Origin of the sequence: Streptomyces varsoviensis (genome assembly GCF_000718635.1) — a bacterium.
Lineage (GTDB): Bacteria > Actinomycetota > Actinomycetes > Streptomycetales > Streptomycetaceae > Streptomyces > Streptomyces varsoviensis.
In genome coordinates, this window is sequence record NZ_JOBF01000003.1 from 431885 (window position 1) to 453424 (window position 21540).

Sequence of the window (21540 nt, forward strand, 5' to 3'; positions counted from 1 at the left end):
TGCCCCGCCCCGGCTCGTACGGCCCGTACGGTCCGTGCTGCTCGTACCGTCCGCGCGGCCACGCCGGTACGTACCGCCGTCCCGCAGCGCACTCCGCGCCCCCGGCCCGTACCGCTCGTACGGCCCGTACCGCTCGTACCGCCCCGAGGCCCCCGGCCCACGATCCGCCCCCACATCGGCTCGGGGAACGTCGGATCAGTGCGCGTCGACCTCCGCGAGGTACTTCGCGCGGGTCTCCTCGTCCAGGAACGAGGCGTGGAAGGAGTTGCGGGCCAGGGTGCGCAGCGTCTCGTCGTCGAGGCCGAGCGCGTCCCGTACGCCGGTGAAGTTGTCGTCGGCGTAGCCGCCGAAGTAGGCGGGGTCGTCCGAGTTGACCGTGACCAGCAGCCCGGCGTCGAGCATGGCGGGGAGCGGGTGGTCGGCCAGCTTGTCGATGACGCGCAGCCGTACGTTCGACAGCGGGCACAGCGTCAGCGGGGTCCGCTCGGCGGCGAGCCGGGCGACGAGCGCGTCGTCCTCCATGCAGCGCACCCCGTGGTCGACGCGGTCCACGCCGAGGAGGTCCAGCGCCTCCCATATGTACGCGGGCGGGCCCTCCTCGCCCGCGTGCGCGACGCACTTGAGCCCCGCCTCGCGGGCGCGCGCGTAGACCTCGCGGAACTTCGACGGCGGGTTGCCGACCTCGGCGGAGTCGAGGCCGACGGCGGCTATGCGGTCCAGGTACGGGCGGGCGGCCTCGAACGTCGCCAGCGCCGACTCGGCGCTCTCGTCGCGCAGGAAGCACATGATCAGGCGGGTGGAGATGCCGTGCCGTTCCTCGGCGGCGTCGAGCGCGCGGGTCAGGCCCTCGATGACGGTGCCGATCTCCAGGCCGCGCGCGGTGTGCGCCTGCGGGTCGAAGAAGATCTCCGCGTGCCGGACGCCCTGCGCGCGAGCACGGGCCAGATAGGCGTCGGCGAGGTCCGCGAAGTCGTCCTCGGTGCGGAGCACGGCCATCAGCGCGTAATAGAGGTCCAGGAAGGACTGGAGGTCGCTGAAGGAGTACGCGGCGCGCAGCTCGGCCTCGGAGAGGTACGGCAGCTCGACGCTGTTGCGCGCGGCCAGCGCGAAGGCCAGTTCCGGCTCCAGCGTGCCCTCTATGTGGAGGTGCAGCTCTGCTTTGGGTATCGGGGGCACGGGGAGGATCACACCTGTTCTGCTGGTCTGCTGGGCTACGCCTTCCGCGGTCTGCGCGTACTGCGATCTGCGCGTTCCGCCGCGGCTGAGGGGAATCCCCCAGGGTAACCAGGCCCTCCGTGCGGCCCCGGGTCCGGGCTACGCCCCCGGCTCCACCTCGGCCGCCACCCAGGCCAGATACTCCGCGCCGCCGTGCGTGATCGGCGTCGCGATGATCTCCGGGGTGTCGTAGCCGTGCGCGCCGCGGAGGTGGGCCGCGAGGGCCTCGTACCGCGCGGCCGTCGTCTTCAGCAGGACCTGCCACTCGCGGGCGGTCTCGACCCGGCCCTCCCAGCGGTACACGGAGGCGATGGGCGAGCTGATCTGGGCGCAGGCCGCGAGCCTGGCCTCGACGGCGCCGCGGGCCAGGGACTGGGCGGCGGCCTCGCTGTCGGTGGTGGTCAGGACGGCCAGGAACTGGTCGCCGGGTACGGGGGCGGGTGCGGGTGCGGGTGAAGGGGCGAGTTCGGGATCGGGTACGGGATCGGGATCGGACACCGTCAGTCGTCGCTTCCTCGGTCGGGGTCGCGGTCGTGCACCGCGTCGTCGTAGAGCTTGAAGATCTCGTCGTCGTCGATCGGGCTGTAGGAGACCTTGGACGCGTCGTCGCCGTCCGGGCCGCCGCCGTTGAGGCCGCCGAGCACGCCGATCAGCTCGCCGGTCTTCGTCTTCTCGTTGAAGTGTGCCAGCCAGGGGCTGCCCGAGGTACCCGAGTAGAAGCCGTCGCAGTCCATGCGGAGCTGCCGGTAGTCCTTGAGGCGGCTGGTCATGGCGGTGCAGCGGATGGCGCGGTCGGCCGGGTCGTCGTCGGAGTCGGGGTAGCCGATGACGGTGACGCGGTTGTCGTAGCCGGGGGTGCGGGTGAGGACGTTCGCGCCCGTGACGGCCTCGATCTGCCGACCGTCGGCGTTGCTCTTGACGGTGGCGAAGGCGAAGTCGAGGTCGGAGCCGTCGCCGTAGTCGTCCCGGCGGGGGTCGGTGAAGGTGCGGTCCACGGCCCACACCCCGTACGGCTGGCGCTCCTCGCCCTTCTGGTAGTCCGGTACGAACGCGGCCTGGTCGCCCATCGAGCAGTGCCCGGCGGTGACCAGCAGGTTGCCCTTGGGGCTGTGCACGACGCTGGCCGTGCAGTGGTGGTTCTTCATGTCGTCGCCGACGTAGAAGAGGACGCCGACGGTGGGGATGCCGTCGAAGTGGCGGGCGCTGCCCGTGATGCGCTGGGCCGGGTCGTCGGCCTCTTTGCCGTCCTCGTCGGCCGGGGCGTCCTTGGAGGCCTTCTCGGTCTTGCTGTCCTTGCTGGCGTTGCTGTCCTTGCTGGCCTTGCCGGTCTTGTCCGCGCTGTCAGCGTTGTCGGTGTTGCCAGCGTTATTGGCGTTATCCGTCTTGGCGTCCTTGCCGGCGGTGTCCGCGTCCGGCCCCTCCTGCGGCGGAGTGGCGGCGGACATCCGCGAGGGCCCCCAGAACCGCTGGGCCCTGGCGCTCGTCCAGTCGGCGTCCCGGTCGTCGCCGCCCGGTCTGGGCACGGCCGCGGCGAGCGTGACGACATAGAGTCCCGCGAGCACGGCCCGGCCCCACCGGGCCCGGCTCCATCGGGAAAGACGCACGTACACCCCCGCCGCTTCTGGAAGGTCACCGACAGGCTAGCCGCAGCCACCTGCTTCCCTCCCGTATCAAAACGATTTCCTCACCGTCTTTTCGTACATGCCCCGTACGGCGGATCGCGTCCCAACAATCGGCGAACTGCTGCGAAACAGTCCGCCGTTTCGGCCCGGGGTTCCCTGCCCCGACACCCCCCGCTGTCCCCCCGCCGTCCCCGCTACCCGCCCCACTGGTCGTAGCCGAGCTTGGCGACCAGCGCGACGACGACCACGACGAGCACCACCCGCACGAACCCGCTCCCCCGCTTCAGCGCCATCCGCGCGCCCGTCGCGCCGCCGATGAGGTTGAACAGGGCCATGGGCGCGGCGAGCTGCCAGAGCACCGTGCCCTGCGCGGAGAAGGTGATCAGGGCGCCCGCGTTGGTGCAGACGTTGACGACCTTGGCGGTCGCGGAGGCCGTGACCATGTCCATGTGCAGGATCGCTACGAGCGTCAGGACGAGGAAGGTGCCGGTGCCGGGGCCGATCAGCCCGTCGTAGAAGCCGATGCCGAGGCCCGCGACGAGGATGGCGGTCAGCACGCGGGCGCGGGTGGCGGGGCCGGTCGCCGGCGCGGTGCCGAAGGCGGGCCGCAGCAGGACGAAGGCGAGCACGGCGAGCAGGACGACCATGATCAGTGGCCGGAGCACCGCGCTGTCGATGCCGGCCGCGAAGAAGGCCCCGGCCAGTGAGCCGCCCGCCGCGGCGAGCCCGATGCGCACCGCCGTCCGTACGTCCAGCGGGGCCTTGCGGGTGTAGGTGATGGCGGCGGCGGACGTGCCGACGATCGATACGGCCTTGTTGGTGCCCAGCACGTAGGCGGGGGCGACATGGGGGAGGCCGACGAGCAGCGCCGGGAGTTGGAGGAGGCCCCCGCCGCCTACGACGGCGTCGATCCAGCCGGCCGCGGCGGCGGCCAGGCAGAGCAGGAGCAGCGTTGTCGCGGATATGTCATGGATCACCGGCGTGATCGTACGGGCCGCCCTCGATCCGGTCTTCGAACTCGTCCTCGACCCGTTCTCGACTCGCCCGCGGTCCCCGCGACCCGTCCTCGACTCGCCCGCGGCCCCCGCGACCCGTCCGCGCCCCGTCCGCGACCCGCCCTCGACCCGTACGCGATTCCGGCATTGGATTCGAAACCGGTTGATCCCGCCCCACTGCCGCTCGGCCAGTGACACGGGTTTCAACCCTCCACCGTCCCCAAGTGGAAGATTTATGGCTTGTTTTAACTGTTAGTTGTCCGACAGCCCCTCGATTTCGCCCACTTGATCAGTAGTATTTTGCCGGCCTTGATCCCCCTCATCCCTTGCCCCCTCATCCCTTGATCCGCCTCATCCGTTGGTCCGCCTCATCCTTTGATCCACGGTCGCGCCCCGGGCTCCTGGCTGCCTCCGCCGTACACCGTTCGAGGAAATCCATGACCCAAGCGTTCTCGGTCACCGGTGCCGCCGCCGTGACCACGATCGTCGTCGCGGCCCTGCTGGCGGTCTGCGCGGTGCTGCTCACCGCCTGGGCGGTGCGGCTGCGCGGCGCCCTGAGCACCGCCCGTTCCCACGCGGCACGCCTGACCACCGACTCCACCCGCCTCGCCGCCGACAACGCGCGCCTCACGGCCGAGGCCGCGCGGCTGGCGGAGGTGGCGGACGGGCACGCCGCCGAGGCGGCCCGGCTCGCGGCCGTACGGGCGGACTTCGACGAGGCGGCCCGCAGGGAGCGTTCGCTGCGCGACTCGGTCCAGGCGTCGTTCGAGTCGGTGGCCCGGAACGTGCACGCGATGGCGACGGTGCAGCAGCAGGTGCTGGACGGGCTCGGCCGCGCGGTCTCCGAGGCCCCGCTGATGGCCCAGGTCATGGCGGCCGACCACGCCGCCGCCCAGATGACCCGCAAGGCGCAGACGCTCCTCGTGATGTGCGGGATCTGGCCGGCCCGGCGCGAGACCCGGCCCGTCACGCTCTTCGACTGCGTGCGCGGCGCGCAGTCGCGGATCGTCGAGTTCGGGCGGGTGGACGTGCACGGCGGCCAGTCGCTGTACGCGATGGCGCCCGCCGTCGAGGGGCTGATGCACTCCGTGGCCGAACTCCTGGAGAACGCCACGGTCTTCTCCCCCTCCCGCACCCAGGTCGCCGTCTCCGTCCGGGAGGTCGCCGCCGGCGCCGTCATCGAGATCGACGACGCGGGGCTCGGCATGCCGCCGGACGTACTGCGCCAGGCCACCGCACAACTCCGCGACGAGCTGGACCTCGCGCAGTTGGGCGCGGTGCCGCGGCTGGGGCTCGCGTGCGTGGGCCGCTGGTCGCGGGAGCTGGGGTTCGGGGTGGAGCTGTCGACGGCGTCCGCGTACGGCGGGACGCGCGTGGTCGTGTTCGTACCGCACCGGCTGCTGACCGAGCCGACGTTGGAGGAGCCGATTCCGGTCGTCGCCCCGCCGCGTCCGGCGGCGGTTCCGACGGCTCCGGCGGCTCTGACAGTTCCGACGGGTCCGACGGCTCCGACCGTTCCGGCGACGCCGGCCGTGCCTGGCTCGGCCCCGGCCCCGGCCCGTACGCCCGTACATGGGGAAGCCGGGGCCCCGGCCGTACGCGCGGGGACGGGGGCCTCGGCCGTACGAGACGGGGCGGGGACGCCCGTACGCGACGGGGCGGGGGCGATGGCCGACGGAGGCCAAGAGCCCTCCGCCGGCGCCGCCCCCCAGTCGACGCCGGGCGGCCTGCCCCAGCGTCGGAGCCGCCGTCGGCAGCCCGGCGCGGCGTACGCACCGGCGCAACCCCCCAGGCAGGGGCCGCCCGCGTCGCCGGCCGTGCCGCGGGCCGCGGAACGGCCGTGGACCCCCGAGGCGGCCGGCGCGTCCGTGGCCAGCGTGGTCCAGGGCACTCGGCGCGGCCGGGCCCAGCTCGGCGAGGCCGCCGCGCCGCCCGGCGCCGCCGCGCCCGAAGCCGACTCCCCCACCTCCCCCACCGCTGAGGAAGAAGGAGGCCGTTGATGGCCGGCACGATTTCCAAACTCCCCGATGTGGGCTGGATGCTCCGGCCGTTGACGCGGATACCGGGCGTACGGCACGCGGTCGTGGTCTCCGAGGACGGCCTGCGGATGGGGCACGAGTCGGCCGAGGGGCTCTCCGGCGACGTGCCGCGGCTGGGCCTGGACGAGGCCGAGTCGCTGGCCGCCGCCTGTGCGGCGATGACGGTGACCAGCCGGAGCGCGGCGGCCCTGCTGTTCGGGGAGAGCGCGGGCGTACGGCAGTTGATGGTCGAGTCGGAGAGCGGGTTCATCCTCTTCACCTCGGCCGGGGTGAGCGCGTCCCTCGGCGTGGCCACGGAGGCGGACGCCGATGTCGGCCTGGTCGCCCAGCAGATGCAGTTGCTGGTGGCCAAGATCGGGGCGCACCTGAGCAGTCAGCCACGGGAACCGGTGAACCCCGAGTCATGATCGGGCCCGGGGAGGAGCGGACCACCGACGCGGTACGGCCCTATGTGATCACGGGCGGACGCGTGGGCTCCGCACGGGCGGAGCTGGCGTTGGAGACGCTCGTGAGCGCGTCGGGGAGCGCCCCCGACCCGTCCCTCCAACCCGAGTACCGGCGGATCGTGGAACGCTGCCAGGGGCTGCTGTCGGTGGCGGAGGTCGCCGCCCACCTCGGACAGTCGCCCGCCGTGGTGCGGGTGTTGCTGGCGGACCTCATCGACTGGGGCCATATCCGGGCGAGGCCGCCCGTACCGGTCGCCGAGCACGCCGATATGGACGTGCTGAGAAAGGTGCTTGATGGGCTCGAAGCGAAACTCTGACGTGGTGAGCGTGGCGGGTGGGACGACAGTGAGCAGCAGCGATGCGGCGGCCGTCGGCACAACGGGTGGACCGGGCGCCGCGGATGGGCCGGATGCAGCGGGCAAAACGGGCGCGGCGGACGGGCCGGGCGCGGCGGACGGACCAGGCGACGGGCACTCCGCCGGTGCTGGCACCGGCGCCGGCGCGCCCACGGCCGACTCCTCCGACCCGGCCGGCCCGGAGAGCCCGGAGGGCCCCGCCGACTCCTCCGACGTCTACGTCAGCCCCAGCGTCTCCGGCGCCGCCAAGATCCTGGTCGTCGGCCCCATGGGCGTCGGCAAGACCACGCTGATCAGCACCGTCTCGGAGATCAAGCCGCTGTCCACCGAGGCGACCATGACCCAGGCGGGCGCCCGCGTGGACACCGCGCCGCCCTCCGCGAAGACCACCACGACCGTCGCCCTCGACTTCGGCCGCATCACCCTCGGCGGCGAGCTGGTGCTCTACCTCTTCGGCACGCCCGGCCAGCACCGCTTTCTGCCCGCCTGGAAGGACCTGGCGCGCGGCGCGCTCGGCGCGCTCGCCCTCGTCGACACCCGTGACCTGTCGGCCTCGTTCGACGCCATCGGCCACCTCGAAGACCTCGACGTGCCCTTCACGGTCGCCGTCAACGCCTTCCCGGACAGCGCCCTGCACGACGAGGGCGAGTTGCGCACCGCCCTCGACCTGCTGCCCCGCACGCCGCTGGTGATCTGTGACGCGCGCGAGTACCGGTCGTCGCTGAAGGCGCTGATCTCGCTGGTCACACACCTCATCGCGCTCAACACCGCTCCCTCCCCCACCTCCCCCATCTCGTCCGTCTCCCCCGCCGCGACCGCGGCGCCGCTCGCCCCGGAGCCGTCATGACCAGCACCGCCGCCCGCATTCCGCTGTACGGGCCGACGATTGACGGCGACGCGGCGGCCCTGTACGAGCGGATGCGCGCGGAACACGGCCCGGTCGTGCCCGTATCGCTCGCCCCGGGGCTCGACGCCTGGCTGGTGGTCGGCCACCGGGAACTGCTCCATCTCACCCGCGACGAGCAGTACTTCTCGCACGACCCGCGCCGCTGGACTCCGCTGCGCGAGGGCCGGGTGCCGCGCGACTCGCCCGTACTGCCCATGGTCGGCTGGCGGCCCGCGCTGCTGTACTCGGACGGGCAGCAGCACCGGCGGATGCGCGGGGCGGTCGCCGACGCGCTGGCCCGCGTGAACGGGCACGAGCTGATCCGGTCCGTACGGGCCACCGCCGAGCGGCTCATCGCGGAGTTCGCCACCGGCGGCGCCACCGAGGCGGAGCTGGTGGGCCAGTACGCGCGCGCCCTGCCGCTGCACGTGGTGACCGGGCTGCTGGGCATCGGCGCGGAGGCCGGACCGCCGCTGGTCGAGGCGATCACCACGACCGTCGCCGCCACGGCGGAGTCCCCGGCGGCCAGCCGCCGGATGTCCGCCATGCTGAGCGAGCTGATCGAGGAGAAGCGCCGCGCGCCCGGCGAGGACCTGGTCTCCTGGCTGCTCGGGCACGACGCGGGGCTCAGCGACGAGGAGTTGCTGCACAACATCGTGGTGACCATCGTCGCGGGCAACCGGACCACCGGTAACTGGATCGCCACCACCCTGCTGATCCTGCTCACCGACCCGGCCTTCCGCTCCTCCCTCTCCCGCGGCCACCTCACCGTCGACGACGCGCTCGACCTGGTCCTGTGGCGCTTCCCGCCGACCCAGAACTTCCCCGCCCGCTACGCCACCCGCGACCTGTCCTTCGGCGGCCAGGACGTGCGCGCGGGCGACATGCTCGTCCTCGGCCTGGCGGGCGCCAACGCCGACCCCGAGGTGCTGCCCGCCGACGGCCGGCCCGTCGTCGGCAACCGCTCGCACCTCGCCTTCGGCGCGGGCCCGCACACCTGCCCGGCCCAGGACCCGGCCCGCCTGATCGCCCGTACCGCCGTGGACACGCTGCGGCACCGGCTGCCCGACCTCGAACTCGCCGTGCCGGAGTCCGCGCTGACGTGGGCCGCGTCACCCTGGACGAAGGAGCTGGCGGCCCTGCCCGTACGGTTCAGCCGGCCCGCCCTCGCCGCCACGGCCCTTGGAGACCCCAGATGACTGTTCCTTCAGCCGCACCCACGTCCGCATCCACGTCCGAGCCTGCGTCCGCATCCGCATCCACGTCCGAGCCTGCGTCCGCATCCGCGTCCGAGCCTGCGTCCACACCCGCGTCCGCATCTTCCTCTACGTCCGCGTCCGCGCCGCACCTCCTAGACCCCGCCGGCGGGCAGCACGCCGTCAACGAGCGGTTGCGCGCCCTGGGCGCCGCGGTGCCGGTGACGCTCCCCGGCGGCGTGGCCGGCTTCGCCGTCACCGGTCATGAGGAGCTGAAGGAGTTCCTCGGCCACCCGGACGTCGCCAAGAACGCCTGCCACTTCGCGGCGATGCGCGCGGGCGAGATACCGCCGGGCTGGCCGCTCGCCACCTTCGCCACCGTCGAGGGCATGACCACCGCCGACGGGGCCGACCACCGGCGGCTGCGCTCCCTGGTCACCAAGGCGTTCACGGCGCGCCGCGTGGAGGCGCTGCGCCCCCGGATCGAGAAGCTGACCGAGGACCTGCTGGACCGGCTGCCCGCCGCGGCGGACCCGGACGGCGTGGTGGACCTGCGGCAGCACTTCGCCTATCCGCTGCCGATGAGCGTCATCTGCGAACTCCTCGGCGTGGACGCCGACCTGCATGACCGGCTGCACGAGCTGTCCAACTTGATAGTCAGCACGGTCGTCGAGCCCGCCCAGGTGCTGTCCGCCAACCGCGAGATGGTCGCGATCCTCACCCATGTCGCCGAGGTCCGCCGCGCGGACCCGGGCGAGGACCTGACGAGCGCGCTGATCGCGGCCCGCGAGGAGAACGGCGACCGGCTCAGCGAGCGGGAGCTGGTCGGCACCCTGCTGCTGATGATCATCGCCGGCCATGAGACGACCCTGAACCTCATCAACAACGCGGTACGGGCGCTATGCGCGCACCCCGACCAGTTGGCGCTCGTCCGGACCGGGGACGCCACCTGGGCGGCCGTCGTCGAGGAGACCCTCCGCTACGACAGCCCCGTCAGCCACTTCCCGTTCCGCTACCCCACAACCGACCTGGAGGTCGGCGGCGCGGTCATCCCCGAGGGCACGCCCGTACTCGCCTCCTACTCCGCCGCCGGGCGCGACCCGCGGACGTACGGGCCGGACGCGGACCGCTTCGACGTGACCCGGCTCGCCGGCCGCCACCTCTCCTTCGGCCACGGCCCGCACTTCTGCCTCGGCGCGCCGCTGGCCCGGCTGGAGGCGACCATCGCCCTCGACCGGCTCTTCACCCGCTACCCCGAGCTGGCACAGGCCGTCCCGGACGCGGAGCTGGCGCCGCTGCCGAGCTTCGTCGGCAACAGCACACAGAGCCTGCCGGTGCGACTCACCCCCTGAACGCCCCGCCCCGCGCGTCCCGGCTCGCTACCTTGACCGGAACAGCGAGGTGAGGAGAGCACGTGACGGGCTGGAGCGCGCACGACATCCCCGACCAGAGCGGCCGCGTCGCGGTGGTGACCGGCGCCAACAGCGGCCTCGGCGAGGTGACCGCCCGCGAACTCGCCCGGCACGGCGCCAAGGTGGTGCTGGCCTGCCGCGACGAGACGCGCGGCCGGGCCGCCGAACGGCGCGTGAAGGACCGCGTGCCCGGCGCGGACGTGCGGTTCGCGCCGCTGGACCTCGCGAACCTCGCGTCCGTACGGGACTTCGCCGCAGCCTTCCCGGAGCACGCGGGCGGCGACGGCGAGGGCCGGCTGGACCTGCTGATCAACAACGCGGGCGTGATGGCGCTGCCACCGCGCAGGACGGTCGACGGCTTCGAGATGCAGTTCGGCACCAACCATCTGGGGCACTTCGCGCTGACGGGGCTGCTGCTGCCGTTTCTGCTCGCCACGCGCGCGGGCGCGCGCGTGGTCACTCTCTCCAGCGGTTTCCACTTCCTGGGCTGCGTGGACCCGCGCGACCTCGACATGGAGCACCGCTACCGCCGCTGGATCGCCTACGGCCGTTCCAAGAGCGCCAATCTCCTCTTCACCCACGAACTGGCGCGACGGCTGACGGCGGCCGGTACGGACATCCTGTCGGTCGCCGCCCACCCCGGCTACGCCGCCACGAACCTCCAGACGGCCGGCGTCCGCATAGAGGGCCGCGCCACGGCCGAGCGGGTGGTCGAGGCCGCCAACGGCATCATCGGCCAGAGCCCCGAGCGCGGCGCCCTCCCCACCCTGTACGCGGCCACGGCCCCGGGCGTCGTCCAGGACGGCTTCTACGGGCCGCGCAACCAGGTGCGGGGCGCGCCGGGGCGTTCGCTGCGGGCACGGTGGACGGTGAACGACAGGACGAGCGCGGGGCTGTGGGCGGTGTCGGAGCGGCTGACGGGGGTTTCGTACGGGCTGTTGGAGGGGTGAGGGCGGGGTGAGGGGGCCCGTGGTCGCGTGTGACGGCCTTCAAGACGCTGTGCTCAGCCTTCACAGCGCCGTGCTCAGCCCTCAAGGCTCCGTGCTCAGCCTTCAAGGCTCCGTGCTCAGTCCAGCCCCGCCTCCCTCAGCAGCCGCTCGGCCGCCTCTCCGTCGATGCGGTCCGCCAGGGCGCGCAGTTCCGCCGCGCCGTCGCGGAGGAAGCCGTGCGCCATGGACCGGCGGGCGCCGGTGTCCAGAAGGTGCCACAGGAGGGGGTTGGCGGCGAGGACCTTGGGGTCCAGTTCGACGCGGCGGCCGCCCGCGTCGCGCAGGATCAGCCGGGGCGCCATGCCGTCGGCGGAACGTACGAGGGTGAGCACGTCGGTCCGTACCCGCCGCTCGCGCAGCAGACCGCGTACGGCCAGCCAGCCGTCGCCCGCGCGCACGCGCGGCGGGAAGAGCACGACGAAGAGCAGCAGCGCGATGCCCGTCCAGCAGCCCGCGCGGGGCGCGTCGAGGGCGTGGCGGGCGAGGTCGATGAGGAGGAGCAGCGCGCCGAGCGCGACGGAGCAGGAGACGGCGGCGCGCAGGTCGCCGGCCCAGTTCCGGTCGGTGACGAGGGGGCGGGCCCGTTCGGGGCGCCTCCGGTGCTGGTGCCGGTGCTGATGCTGATGCCGGTACTGATACCGGTGCTGGTGCCGCTGCCGTGTCGAACCGAGCCCTCGTCGCCGTCCCATGGCGGGACGGTAGGACTGCCGCGCCGCCCCGTACGGCGAACTTGACACATCGCTGACGAGCGGGGCGGGGAGCTTGACGGGCTTCTGACACGGGTGCGGTGTGCGTCGGCGTCCGGCGGCGTCCGGCGGCGTCCGGCGGCGTCCGGCGGTGTTGGCCCGCTTTCACCGGCGCCCGGCCGCGTCAAGAAGGCGTGAAGATCTCGGTGCGGCGCGCCAAGACCCCGCCAAGGCCCGGCGGCTACCCCGTTGATGGTGCTCACGCTGGTCCTCCCACTTCACGGAGGTATGCGAAGAGATGTCCACGCTGGCCAAGAAGCTGCAGCGGGCCGCCGGGACCGCCGAGGAGCCCCCGGACGGTGGGCGCGCGGCGGGAGCGCCGGACGGCGGTGCCGCGGACGGCGGCCCCGCTGACGGCGGCCCCGCGGCGGAGGACCGACATCGGCTGACGGCCACTCAGGGACTGGCGGCGCTGTCCCTGGACGCGATGGCGTCGGTGGCGTACGGGCCGGAGGCCATCGTCCTCGTACTGGCGGCGGCGGGGGCGCACGGCCTCGGCTTCACGCTGCCCGTGACGCTGGCGATAGCCACCCTGCTCGCGGTGCTGGTCGCCTCGTACCGGCAGGTCATCGCGGCCTTTCCGGACGGCGGCGGCTCGTACGCGGTCGCCAAGCGCCACTTGGGCCGCCGGACCAGCCTGGTCACGGCGGCCTCCCTGGTCCTGGACTACGTACTGAACGTGGCCGTGTCGACGACGGCCGGCGTCGCGGCCCTGACCTCGGCCTTCCCGGCGCTGTACGGGGACCGGGTGTGGCTCTGCCTGGGGGTGCTCGCCCTGGTCACGGGCGTCAACCTGCGCGGGATCGTGGACTCGGCGAAGGCGTTCATCGTGCCGACGGCCGTCTTCGTCGGCTCGATCCTGACGATCGTGGCGGTGGGGCTGTTCCGCTCCTCTCCGGTGAGTACGGCCGCGTCGGCGGGGCACGCGTCGGTGCTCGGCGACAGCGCGACGGGGGTGGGCGCGCTGCTGTTGCTGAAAGCTTTCGCCTCCGGCTGCTCGGCGCTGACGGGCGTCGAGGCCGTCGCCAACGCGGTTCCCAGCTTCCGCGCCCCGGCCGCGAAGCGCGCGCAGCGCACGGAGATCGCCCTCGGGGCGCTGCTCGGCATCATGCTGATCGGCCTCTCGGTCCTCATCGGCCGCTTCCACCTCCAGCCGGCGGAGGGCGTGACGGTACTGGCACAACTGGCGGACGCGTCGCTGGGCCACAACTGGGCGTTCTACGTGGTGCAGTTCGCGACGATGATCCTGCTCGCCCTCGCCGCGAACACCTCCTTCGGGGGCCTCCCCGTCCTCATGGGCCTGCTCGCCCGCGACAACTACCTCCCCCACGTCTTCGGCCTCAAGGCCGACCGCCAGGTCCACCGGCACGGCGTCCTGGCCCTGGCCACGGTCTCCGCCGCCCTCCTGGTCTTCTCCGGCGGCGACACCAACACGCTGGTGCCGCTCTTCGCGATCGGCGTGTTCGTCGGCTTCACCATCTGCCAGGTGGGCATGGTCCGCCACTGGCGACAGGAACGTTCCGCCGGCTGGCGCGCCAAGGCGCTCCTGAACGGCCTCGGCGCGCTCCTCACCGGCGTCTCGGCGGTCGTGGTGACCGCCACCAAGTTCACGGACGGCGCCTGGCTGATCGTCCTCATGCTGCCGGTACTGGTCCTGGCCTTCGAAACCGTCCACCGCGCATACACCCGCATCGGCGAACGCCTCGGCCTCGGCCGGGTCCCGGAGCCCCCGCACCGCTGCCACTCGGTCGTGATCGTCCCGGTCTCCCACCTCTCCCGCCTCACCAGCGAGGCCCTGACGGCCGCTGTGTCGCTGGGTGACGAAGTACGCGCGGTAACGGTCACCCAACCCGACGCGGACGGCCGCCGAGCAGCCGAGTCCCTACGCCGCGACTGGGAACTATGGCAACCGGGGGTGGATCTGATCGAACTCCCGGCCCCTACCCGGGCCCTGGGCCGCCCCATAGTCGACTACGTCCAAACCATGACCGACCGCCATCCTTCCAACCGCGTCACGGTACTCATCCCAGAGGTCGAGCCCGCGCACGTCTGGCAGCGACTGCTCCAGAACCAGCGGGGCGCGGTAATGGCACATGCGGTACGGCGGGACACGGATGCCGTGATTTGCCGGTTGCGGTTTCGGTTGGGGTGAGGGGGGAGCCCCGCGGGCGCGGGGACCACACCCGGACCGTCACGGTCTTGCCGTGCATCGCGGGACCACCCCCGCGCACGCAGGGACCACCATTCGGCCGGGTCGCGGTCGGCCTTGGACTGGGGACCACCCCCGCGTGCGCGGGGACCACAATGAGCTCGGCTCTTTCTATCACTGGCTCCGGGGGCCACCCCCGCTTGCGCGGGGACCACGTGCGGGCGCTCATCTGCGGGTTCGGCCGTTTGGGACCACCTCCGCGTGCGCGGGGACCACTCGTACGCCGAGGCTCCCCGGACCGCGACGTAGGGGCCACCCCCGCTTGCGCGGGGACCACCAGTGGCGCATGGCGTTCGCGCGGAAGCTTCCGGGACCACCCCCGCGTGCGCGGGGACCACGTGCTGTCGGCGCTGAAATACAACGTTGGCACGGGACCACCCCCGCGTGCGCGGGGACCACCGGCTGGCAGGCTCGTACGTTCCACCACAGCCGGGACCACCCCCGCGTGCGCGGGGACCACCGGAGCGCGACCTACGGGCGGGGGAACCCCACGGGACCACCCCCGCGTGCGCGGGGACCACACGCCGGAGGAGGTGAGCGCGCGCCACGCCCTGGGACCACCCCCGCGTGCGCGGGGACCACGGGATTGGCTGTCCCCCACTGCGCTATCTGCGGGGACCACCCCCGCGGGCGCGGGGACCACAGGGCGTGACCTGGTGCTTCAGGTTCGTGGATCTGGGTTTTTACTCACTTGTGCAGACTCCGGCATATTGCACAAAACTCCCCATGACCGATGACACACCACTGGAACAACGCGGAAAGCCCGACCAAAAGTGCCCGCAACCTCACCCCGCCCCGGAGCCAGCGCGCATCATGAGCACCGGCCAGCCGGCACGAGCCCGGACGCCGTTGAAGGCCAGCCGGTCTCGCGAGCGGCATGGAGACCGCTCACGAAGCCAGCCGGTATGCCGAGCGGGAACCGCGGCGCCTCGTACGTCGCGGCCCGCTCGGTACCGTACGCCGAACAACGCCACACCCCGGCGTTACTGGCCCACGGCCCCGCGTGCCCACATGGCAGGCCCGTGCGACCAGTTGCCGTGTGCGCGTCCGGTCAGGGTCGTTGCGATGCCACGTACCCCGCAGGGGAACTGTGGACCGTGCGATGCACGCGGCGGCGGAAACGGCGGCCTGAGCCCCACCGGGAGCAGCGACCCGCCCCACATCTCGCCGAAAGGCCCAGGCGGCGGGGTGCCGCCCTCCGTCCTCCCGCCGGAGCGGAGCAGAGCAGCCACCAACGAAGAGACGCAAGCTTCACCAGGAACGGACGGCAGCGGTCAGCGACAGCACGTCGACAAACGACGCCACCGTCCTCCCCCCGAACGCGCACACCCGGCTCACCCCTCCTCATCCCGCCCCAAGCCCCTGGCAGGCAGCGCCGGCCCGGCGCGCAGCGAACCTGCCTCGCCCATGACCAGACGCCCACGAAGCTCATCCGGCGGTTCGAGGAGCGCGTAGTCGGTGACCGTACGGCGGTAGTCCCGGTGGCCGGTGGCCTGGGTGTGGCGGCGCATCCACTCCTCGACCCAGTCAGGGCCCCCGGAACGGATCATCTCGCCGCAGTCCGCATCCTCACCCGTAACGCAGTCGGCGCGATACTCGGGGTACGCCGCCGGGTCCTGCACGATCGTCCACGGCACGTACCGGTAGATACGGCTCAACGCTGACGTCTCCTCGTGATCGATCCGCCCCAAGAGGAGTGGAGATTCCCGCAATCCGGGCGCCGAGCCCGGCCGCTTGTGAACGATGAGCGTCCCGTCGACGCCCCCTTCAGCCATGAGCTGGGACAGCGCTGCCCGCGCCGCGCTCCTCACGAGGCCGACTTCCGTGTGTGCTCGGCGAGCCCGTACGGCATCGGAGCCGACTCCGAGACAAGCCGCCAAGAGCCTCCGGCTGTACGGGGCCCCGTCCGGCCACTCAACCGTATGAGCGCTCCGGTGGCCCTACTGACGTGTCGGGCGGCCACACTCGACTGGGTCTCCGGCTTCATGCGGGGAGCATCCCGTCACGGCGAGCGCAGCTCCAGGGGCACAACGCCCCAGTTTTTCCAACGCTTTCGTCAACGCCCAGGAACGCCGCCAGTGCCCGTAGCCCCGCCGGGCGGGCAGCGCCGTCCCACAGGTCAGAGACGATCGACACGGCCAGCGTGTGATGCCGCATCCACGTCGGAGCCTGCCGTTTGAGCGATTCCAGGGCCTTCACCGCGCCTTCGGCATCCCCGACATCCGTGTGCGCCCGCGCCACGTCCAGGAGCAGCCACGTACGCCACGAAGGGGGCGTGTCCTTGGACAGACGCATCCCTTTGGCCAAGGTCAACGCTTCCTCGGGGCGTTCGTGCTGGACCGCCAGCCGTACTCGCTCGACGCGGACGGACGAGGTGCTGAAGATGCTCAACAGCTTGCCGTTCGCGGGCTTCGGCAGCCGCGCCAGCCGCTTGGCGGCCGTCTCGGCGGTACGCATCAGTTCGTCGGCGCGGCCGTAGTCACCACCTCTGGCGTGGCTGGTCGCGGCGGACATCAGCAACCCGCCCCATACGCGCGTACCTTCGACCTCGCCCGTACGGCCGTACTCGACGGTGTCGGCGGCGTGGACGGCGAGGGCCTTCGCGTCGTCGAGCCGGTTCTGCCGCTGGTAGGCCCACGCCACGGAGTTGGAGATCATCGGGGCGAGGAGCGGGGCCGACGAGGCGTCGGCGGCGGCCATGGCGCGCTCCAGTGAGGACAGCGCCAGGTCGGTCTTGCCCATGCGGATGGCCAGGTGCCCGCCGAGTTGCAGGGCCTTGCCCAGGGCCGCCTGGCCCGCAGCGCGTTCGTCGGGGCTGCCGACGGAGGCCACGAACCGCGCGTCCGCGATGATGCCGGGGAGAAGTTCCATCAGCGGGCCGAACTTCGCGTCGTGGTACAGCGTCCAGCCGTCGGTGATCCGGGCTCGCAAGAGCGGCGGGGTCAGCCTCTCGGGGCAAACGGGTTCCGCCGGCGGGGCGAACAGCGGAGGCATGATGGCACGGCGCACGGCCACCATCTGCGGGGAGTCCGCTTCCCCTGTGGACGGCGCGCCGGGCGGGTCGCCGATAAGGCTGGTCAACTCCACGCCCAAGCCGTGCGCGAGCGCGTGCAGGGTTGGCAGGGAGACGGACCCTCGACGCTGCTGCTCCAGCTTGCGGATCACATCGACCGACACGTCTGAGGCTTCCGCCAGCCCTTCCTGCGTGAGGCCCGCCAGCCGACGCAACCGCCGGACCCTGGCGCCCAAGTGCTGTCCACTCACCATGCCACGAACGCTACGCCGGGGCCTCCGGCGGTTGGTGCTCCGTCACCGGCTCCCCGGCACCCGGCGCCGGGCGGCGGAAGCATCGCCGCATGCCGACTCGCGCCGGTACGTGCGCAGGGCGCGGCTTCGAAAGCAGCGACCTGAGACCCCCTCCGCGCCCGGGCCACCAACCACCCTCGGCGTGAATGCGGCCTCCCGCAGACGGCCGTGGGCGGGAACTGACCACCGGTCGGCGATTCCATCGCGGGGCCCCAGTTCGGAGCATCCCCGCGTGCGCTTGGGACCGCTTCGGCGATCCGGGCGCCCGGCGTGCGGGGACCACAAGAGGGCCCAACGGATGTCTCCGACGATGCCGGGACCACCCCCGCGGGCGCGGGGACCACACACCGGCGATATGCCACCCCACGCTGATGGAGGGACCACCCCGCGGGCACGGGGACCACCACGGCCAGGCGCCCGAAGGCACGGCGCTGGCGGGACCACCTTCGCAGGCGCGGAGACCACAGGATATGGACCTTCCACTGGCGGCTGAGGCGGGGACCACCCCCGCGGGCGCGGGGAGCACACTGAGCCGGAAGGACCCCTGTGGCCTTCGACGGGACCACCCCTGCGGGCGCGGGGAGCACGGGGTGCGGCGTCTTCCGGACTTCTACGAGGTGGGACCACCCCCGCGGGCGCGGGGAGCACACCGGCCCCACGGTCCACCGGATGGTGGACCCGGGACCACCCCCGCGGGCGCGGGGAGCACGCCGCGAAGATCGAGGGCGACATCATGGACCAGGGACCACCCCCGCGGGCGCGGGGAGCACCCGCTCGCTGACATTCTGTCGGCGAGGCTTCAGGGACCACCCCCGCGGGCGCGGGGAGCACCAGCGGCCCATCTGCTCCGGGCTCGCCGCCAGGGGACCACCCCCGCGGGCACGGGGAGCACAGGGCGGGACCTGCTGTTTCAGGTCGGCCGGTCTGGGTTTTTACTCACTGGTGCTGACTCCGGCATACGGCACAAAACTCTCCATGGTCGATGACGTATCGCTGGGACAACGCGAGCAGTCCGGCCAAAGTGCCCGCGACCTCGTCGCGGAGCCAGCGGGGCTCACGGGCAACGGGCAGTCGGCACCGCCCCGGATGTCGCGGAAGTGCTGTTCTCGGCCGGCGGATCGCGCGCTGGTCTCTAATGCGGCATTGAGGCCGCGCACGAAGTCGGCGTGCCGAGTGGGAACGGCAACGCCTCGTACGTCGCGGCCCGCGCGGTAGCGCATCTCGGCGTCGCTGGTTCACGGGTCTGCGTGCCTACATCGCAGGACGGTGCGAGCAGTTGTCGCATACGTGCGGCCAGTCAGGGTCCTTGCGGTGACGCCCACCCCGCCAGGAGACTGCGGACCGCGGCAGCCGGACCGGCGGGCCTGAGGCCCGCTGCAAGCAGCGCCCCGCCCCGCGTCTCGCGCAAAGGCCCGAGCCGGGCGCTGCCCTCCGTCCTTCCGCAAGAGCGGAGCAGCCGCCGGCCAATAGGCAGACTCCTCGACAGCTTCGTCAGGGGCGAATGGCGGCACCCAGTACCAGCACCAACACGCCGACAAACGACGCCACCGTCACGGCGTACGCGCACACCCGACTCACCCGTCACCCCACCCCAAGCCCCCGTAAGGCAGTGCCGACCCGGCGCGCAGCGACCCTGCCTCGTCGATGGCCATCCGTCCACGAAGCTCATCTGGCGGTTCGAGGAGCGCGTAGTCGGTGACCGTACGGCGGTAAGCCCTGTGCCCGGTGGCCTGGGTGTGGCGACGCATCCACTCCTCGACCCAATCAGGGCCCCCGGAACGGATCATCTCGCCGCAGCCTCCGCCCCCGTCCTCGCCAGTAATGCAGTCGGCGCGGTATTCGGGGCACGTCGCCGGGTCCCGCTCGATAGCCCCCGGTACCTACTGGTAGATACCGCTCAACACTGTCGCCGCCTCGTGGTCGAATCGCCCCAAGAGGCGAGGGGGCGCCCACAGCCCGGACGCCGATACCGGCGACGAACACCCCGTCGACGCCCCGCTCGGCCATGTGTCGGGACAACTCCGCCCGCCCCATACCCTTCATGCGTTCAGCCAACGCCGTTCATGCCTGGTGCTCGCGCCCTCAGAGGCAGGCGGTGGCCTCCACCTCAGTGGCGGCCTCGGCGCCGCCCCGTTTCGCATCGACCCGTACATGCGCCAGCCAACGCGCCCCAACCAAGATCAGTTGACACAAAAGCAACAAAGTTCCTTTCTCAGCAAAGGCAGTTGGGGGAACAGTGGTCCGCATGAGCGATTCGACACCCGCCGCAGGTCAGAACATCGCGGTCCTGCGCAAAGCCCTGGGGTGGGGCCAGGGGCAGCTCGCCCGCCGGATGGGCGTCTCGGCGTCGCTGCTCCGCAAAGTGGAGGACGGCACGCGCACCGCCACGCCCCCAACGGTCGCCGCGGCGGCCAAGGCCATGAAGGGCACGACGGCCCGCATCTACGGGACGCCGTTCAGCGATCCGAGCGAACAGCGCGTCCTGCTGGACGAGTTGCGGGCGACCGTGCGTCGGCACACCCTCCCCAAGGAAGACGTGCCGCCCCTCGACGAACTGACCGCCAACCTGCGCGAGGCGAACCAACTCCGCGCAGACACGCGGTACCTGGAACTCCTCCGCAGGCTGCCGAAGCTTCTCGGCCAAGCGACGGCCGTCGCACTGACGGCAGGCGGGGACGCGCAGGCGTGGGGGCAGCTCGCCGACCTGTACGGGTGCGCGTACGCCGTCGCTCACCGGCTCTCGCAGGCGGGTCTGGCCGACATGATCGTGTCCCGCCAGCAGTGGGCGGCCATGCAGACGTGGAACCCGGACGCCGTGGCCGGGGCCGCGTGGAACGAGGCCGGTACGTACCAGAGCGCGGGCGAGTACGGCGACGGGCTCGTCATCGTGGACCGGGCCATCGTCCAGTACGAGCAGGCGCACCCAACGGACACTCCGGAAGCGGCCATATCGCTCGGCTCGCTCCACCTCCGGGGTGTCGTGCTGGCCAGCAGGGCGAAGGACCAGAACGCGTGGGCGGCCCACAACGAGCGGGCTCTGGCCCTTGCGGCGCGGTTCCCGCGCGACGTACTGCGACACAACCTCACGTTTGGGCCGGGCAATCAAGCGCTGTACGAGCTGGCCGCCCACGTCGAACTGGCCCGCCCCGACCGGGGCTTCTGAAATGGCGCAGCCCCTCATGGACAACCCGTCCCCGGGCTCGGCGCGAACCGCATCGGACGACTCTGCATCGACACGGCTCGGGCCCGTCTCGACCTCAACGACATCCGAGGCGCGGAAGAGGCCCTCAAACGCGCCCACGAGGTCGCACCGCAAATGGCAGAGATCCACCCCATGGCCCGCGAAGTCCTCCGCGTCCTCTTCATCCTCCACCAACGAAGCCGCCCCGACCTCGTCAACCTCGCCCGCCGCTCCGGCCTCACCCCAGAACTGTAGGCCGGAGTCTCCCTCGCCCAGGTGTGGTGCAGACGGGCCTCCAACGAGACACACCCCCCGCGTACGCGGGGGCCACTCCTCGCATGCCGGGCGTACAGCGGTCGCAGAGGGGCCACCCCCGCCTACGCGGGGACCACATCACCTCCAACACCCTCAGCCAGTTGTTCGGGGGACCACCCCCGCACGCGCGGGGACCACCGCCACAGGATCGTGCTCCCCCGGTACAGCCGGGGACCACCCCCGCACGCGCGGGGACCACGCAGCCGTGGCCGAGGCGGCAGGGGTGTTGCTGGGACCACCCCCGCCTACGCAGGGACCACAGCTCACCGCCGCTCAGGTACGCGCTGTAGGGGGGACCACCCCCGCCTACGCGGGGACCACTGACCCGCACCCCGCCGCGTGGTCCCTTCTCGGGGACCACCCCCGCCTACGCGGGGACCACGTCGCCGCCGGAGTCGACCGCCTGTGCCGCGAGGGACCACCCCCGCCTACGCGGGGACCACAGACCGCGACCTGCTGCTTCATGACGGCATACCCAGGTTTTTACTCACTTCCGCAGAGTCCGACATACGCCGCAAACACCCCTCTCCCCCCTCACCAGCCGGAATCCCCCACCGCGTTCACCACCCCCCGCCGCCCAAGCCGGCCACGGGCCGAAGCGCCCGGGCACCAGGCACCAGGCACCAA

17 protein-coding genes and 2 CRISPR repeat arrays are annotated in these 21540 nt (G+C 72.3%); of the genes, 9 read left to right on the forward strand and 8 right to left on the reverse strand.

All coding sequences use genetic code 11. The features are described from left to right. Window positions 1-195 precede the first annotated feature (195 nt). The 4 genes from IF55_RS06425 to IF55_RS06440 form a co-directional block, all read right to left on the reverse strand. Window positions 196-1176 carry an adenosine deaminase gene (locus IF55_RS06425; protein WP_037962979.1) on the reverse strand — a complete coding sequence of 327 codons (981 nt, stop codon included), beginning with the start codon at window positions 1174-1176 and terminating at the stop codon, window positions 196-198. 138 nt (window positions 1177-1314) lie between these two features. After that, window positions 1315-1629: a divalent-cation tolerance protein CutA gene (cutA, locus tag IF55_RS06430; RefSeq protein WP_030876624.1), complete on the reverse strand. Its 315-nt coding sequence runs from the start codon at window positions 1627-1629 to the stop codon at window positions 1315-1317. Window positions 1630-1715: 86 nt separating this feature from the next. After that, a complete protein-coding gene (locus IF55_RS06435; RefSeq protein WP_030876627.1) occupies window positions 1716-2777 on the reverse strand; it encodes a trypsin-like serine peptidase in 1062 nt (353 codons plus the stop codon). A gap of 254 nt (window positions 2778-3031) precedes the next feature. Then, entirely contained in the window at window positions 3032-3811 is a 780-nt protein-coding gene (locus IF55_RS06440; protein ID WP_037962982.1) for a sulfite exporter TauE/SafE family protein, read from the reverse strand. Window positions 3812-4269: 458 nt separating this feature from the next. Between IF55_RS06440 and IF55_RS36825 the strand changes: the two genes are divergently transcribed. The 7 genes from IF55_RS36825 (at window position 4270) to IF55_RS06475 (ending at window position 11117) form a co-directional block, all read left to right on the forward strand. Then, entirely contained in the window at window positions 4270-5832 is a 1563-nt protein-coding gene (locus tag IF55_RS36825) for an ATP-binding protein (protein WP_048831604.1), read from the forward strand. Further along, complete coding sequence (locus IF55_RS06450; protein ID WP_030876633.1) at window positions 5832-6278, forward strand: roadblock/LC7 domain-containing protein; 447 nt, start codon at window positions 5832-5834, stop codon at window positions 6276-6278. The genes IF55_RS36825 and IF55_RS06450 overlap by 1 nt, the downstream gene beginning before the upstream one ends. Continuing rightward, window positions 6275-6634 carry a DUF742 domain-containing protein gene (locus IF55_RS06455; RefSeq protein WP_030876635.1) on the forward strand — a complete coding sequence of 120 codons (360 nt, stop codon included), beginning with the start codon at window positions 6275-6277 and terminating at the stop codon, window positions 6632-6634. Before IF55_RS06450 ends, IF55_RS06455 begins: the two co-directional genes overlap by 4 nt. A 307-nt stretch (window positions 6635-6941) precedes the next feature. Then, the gene (locus IF55_RS36830) at window positions 6942-7520 is read left to right on the forward strand and encodes a GTP-binding protein (protein ID WP_106980334.1); all 579 of its coding nucleotides are present in this window, start codon (window positions 6942-6944) and stop codon (window positions 7518-7520) included. Next, a complete protein-coding gene (locus IF55_RS06465) occupies window positions 7517-8758 on the forward strand; it encodes a cytochrome P450 (RefSeq protein ID WP_048831605.1) in 1242 nt (413 codons plus the stop codon). The genes IF55_RS36830 and IF55_RS06465 overlap by 4 nt, the downstream gene beginning before the upstream one ends. A gap of 191 nt (window positions 8759-8949) precedes the next feature. Further along, window positions 8950-10107, forward strand: coding sequence for a cytochrome P450 family protein (locus IF55_RS06470; RefSeq protein ID WP_245661076.1), 1158 nt, complete (start codon window positions 8950-8952; stop codon window positions 10105-10107). 62 nt (window positions 10108-10169) lie between these two features. Next, window positions 10170-11117 (forward strand): oxidoreductase, encoded by a 948-nt coding sequence (locus tag IF55_RS06475; RefSeq protein ID WP_030876641.1) that lies wholly within the window; start codon window positions 10170-10172, stop codon window positions 11115-11117. A gap of 116 nt (window positions 11118-11233) precedes the next feature. Here the strand turns inward: IF55_RS06475 and IF55_RS06480 are convergent, their stop codons facing one another. After that, window positions 11234-11845 carry a hypothetical protein gene (locus IF55_RS06480; protein ID WP_245661077.1) on the reverse strand — a complete coding sequence of 204 codons (612 nt, stop codon included), beginning with the start codon at window positions 11843-11845 and terminating at the stop codon, window positions 11234-11236. 295 nt (window positions 11846-12140) lie between these two features. Between IF55_RS06480 and IF55_RS06485 the strand changes: the two genes are divergently transcribed. Continuing rightward, entirely contained in the window at window positions 12141-14054 is a 1914-nt protein-coding gene (locus IF55_RS06485; protein WP_030876644.1) for an APC family permease, read from the forward strand. Between the two features lie 1391 nt (window positions 14055-15445). Here IF55_RS06485 and IF55_RS36835 read toward each other — a convergent pair. The 3 genes from IF55_RS36835 to IF55_RS41570 all read right to left on the reverse strand — a co-directional run bounded on the left by IF55_RS36835 (window position 15446) and on the right by IF55_RS41570 (window position 19285). After that, window positions 15446-15769: a DUF7848 domain-containing protein gene (locus IF55_RS36835; protein ID WP_211269950.1), complete on the reverse strand. Its 324-nt coding sequence runs from the start codon at window positions 15767-15769 to the stop codon at window positions 15446-15448. Window positions 15770-16094: 325 nt separating this feature from the next. Beyond that, on the reverse strand, window positions 16095-17375 hold the full coding sequence (locus IF55_RS06495; protein WP_078643899.1) for a helix-turn-helix domain-containing protein: 1281 nt from the start codon (window positions 17373-17375) through the stop codon (window positions 16095-16097). A 478-nt stretch (window positions 17376-17853) separates the two neighbouring features. Further along, a CRISPR array of direct repeats spans window positions 17854-18309; the repeat unit is 29 nt; unit sequence GGGACCACCCCCGCGGGCGCGGGGAGCAC. 682 nt (window positions 18310-18991) lie between these two features. Continuing rightward, window positions 18992-19285, reverse strand: a complete 294-nt coding sequence (locus tag IF55_RS41570; protein WP_449657820.1) for a DUF7848 domain-containing protein — start codon at window positions 19283-19285, stop codon at window positions 18992-18994. A 377-nt stretch (window positions 19286-19662) separates the two neighbouring features. Between IF55_RS41570 and IF55_RS06505 the strand changes: the two genes are divergently transcribed. Continuing rightward, window positions 19663-20580: a helix-turn-helix domain-containing protein gene (locus IF55_RS06505; RefSeq protein WP_030876648.1), complete on the forward strand. Its 918-nt coding sequence runs from the start codon at window positions 19663-19665 to the stop codon at window positions 20578-20580. A 381-nt stretch (window positions 20581-20961) separates the two neighbouring features. After that, window positions 20962-21356: a CRISPR direct-repeat array (repeat unit 29 nt; unit sequence GGGACCACCCCCGCCTACGCGGGGACCAC). Window positions 21357-21540: the final 184 nt, after the last annotated feature.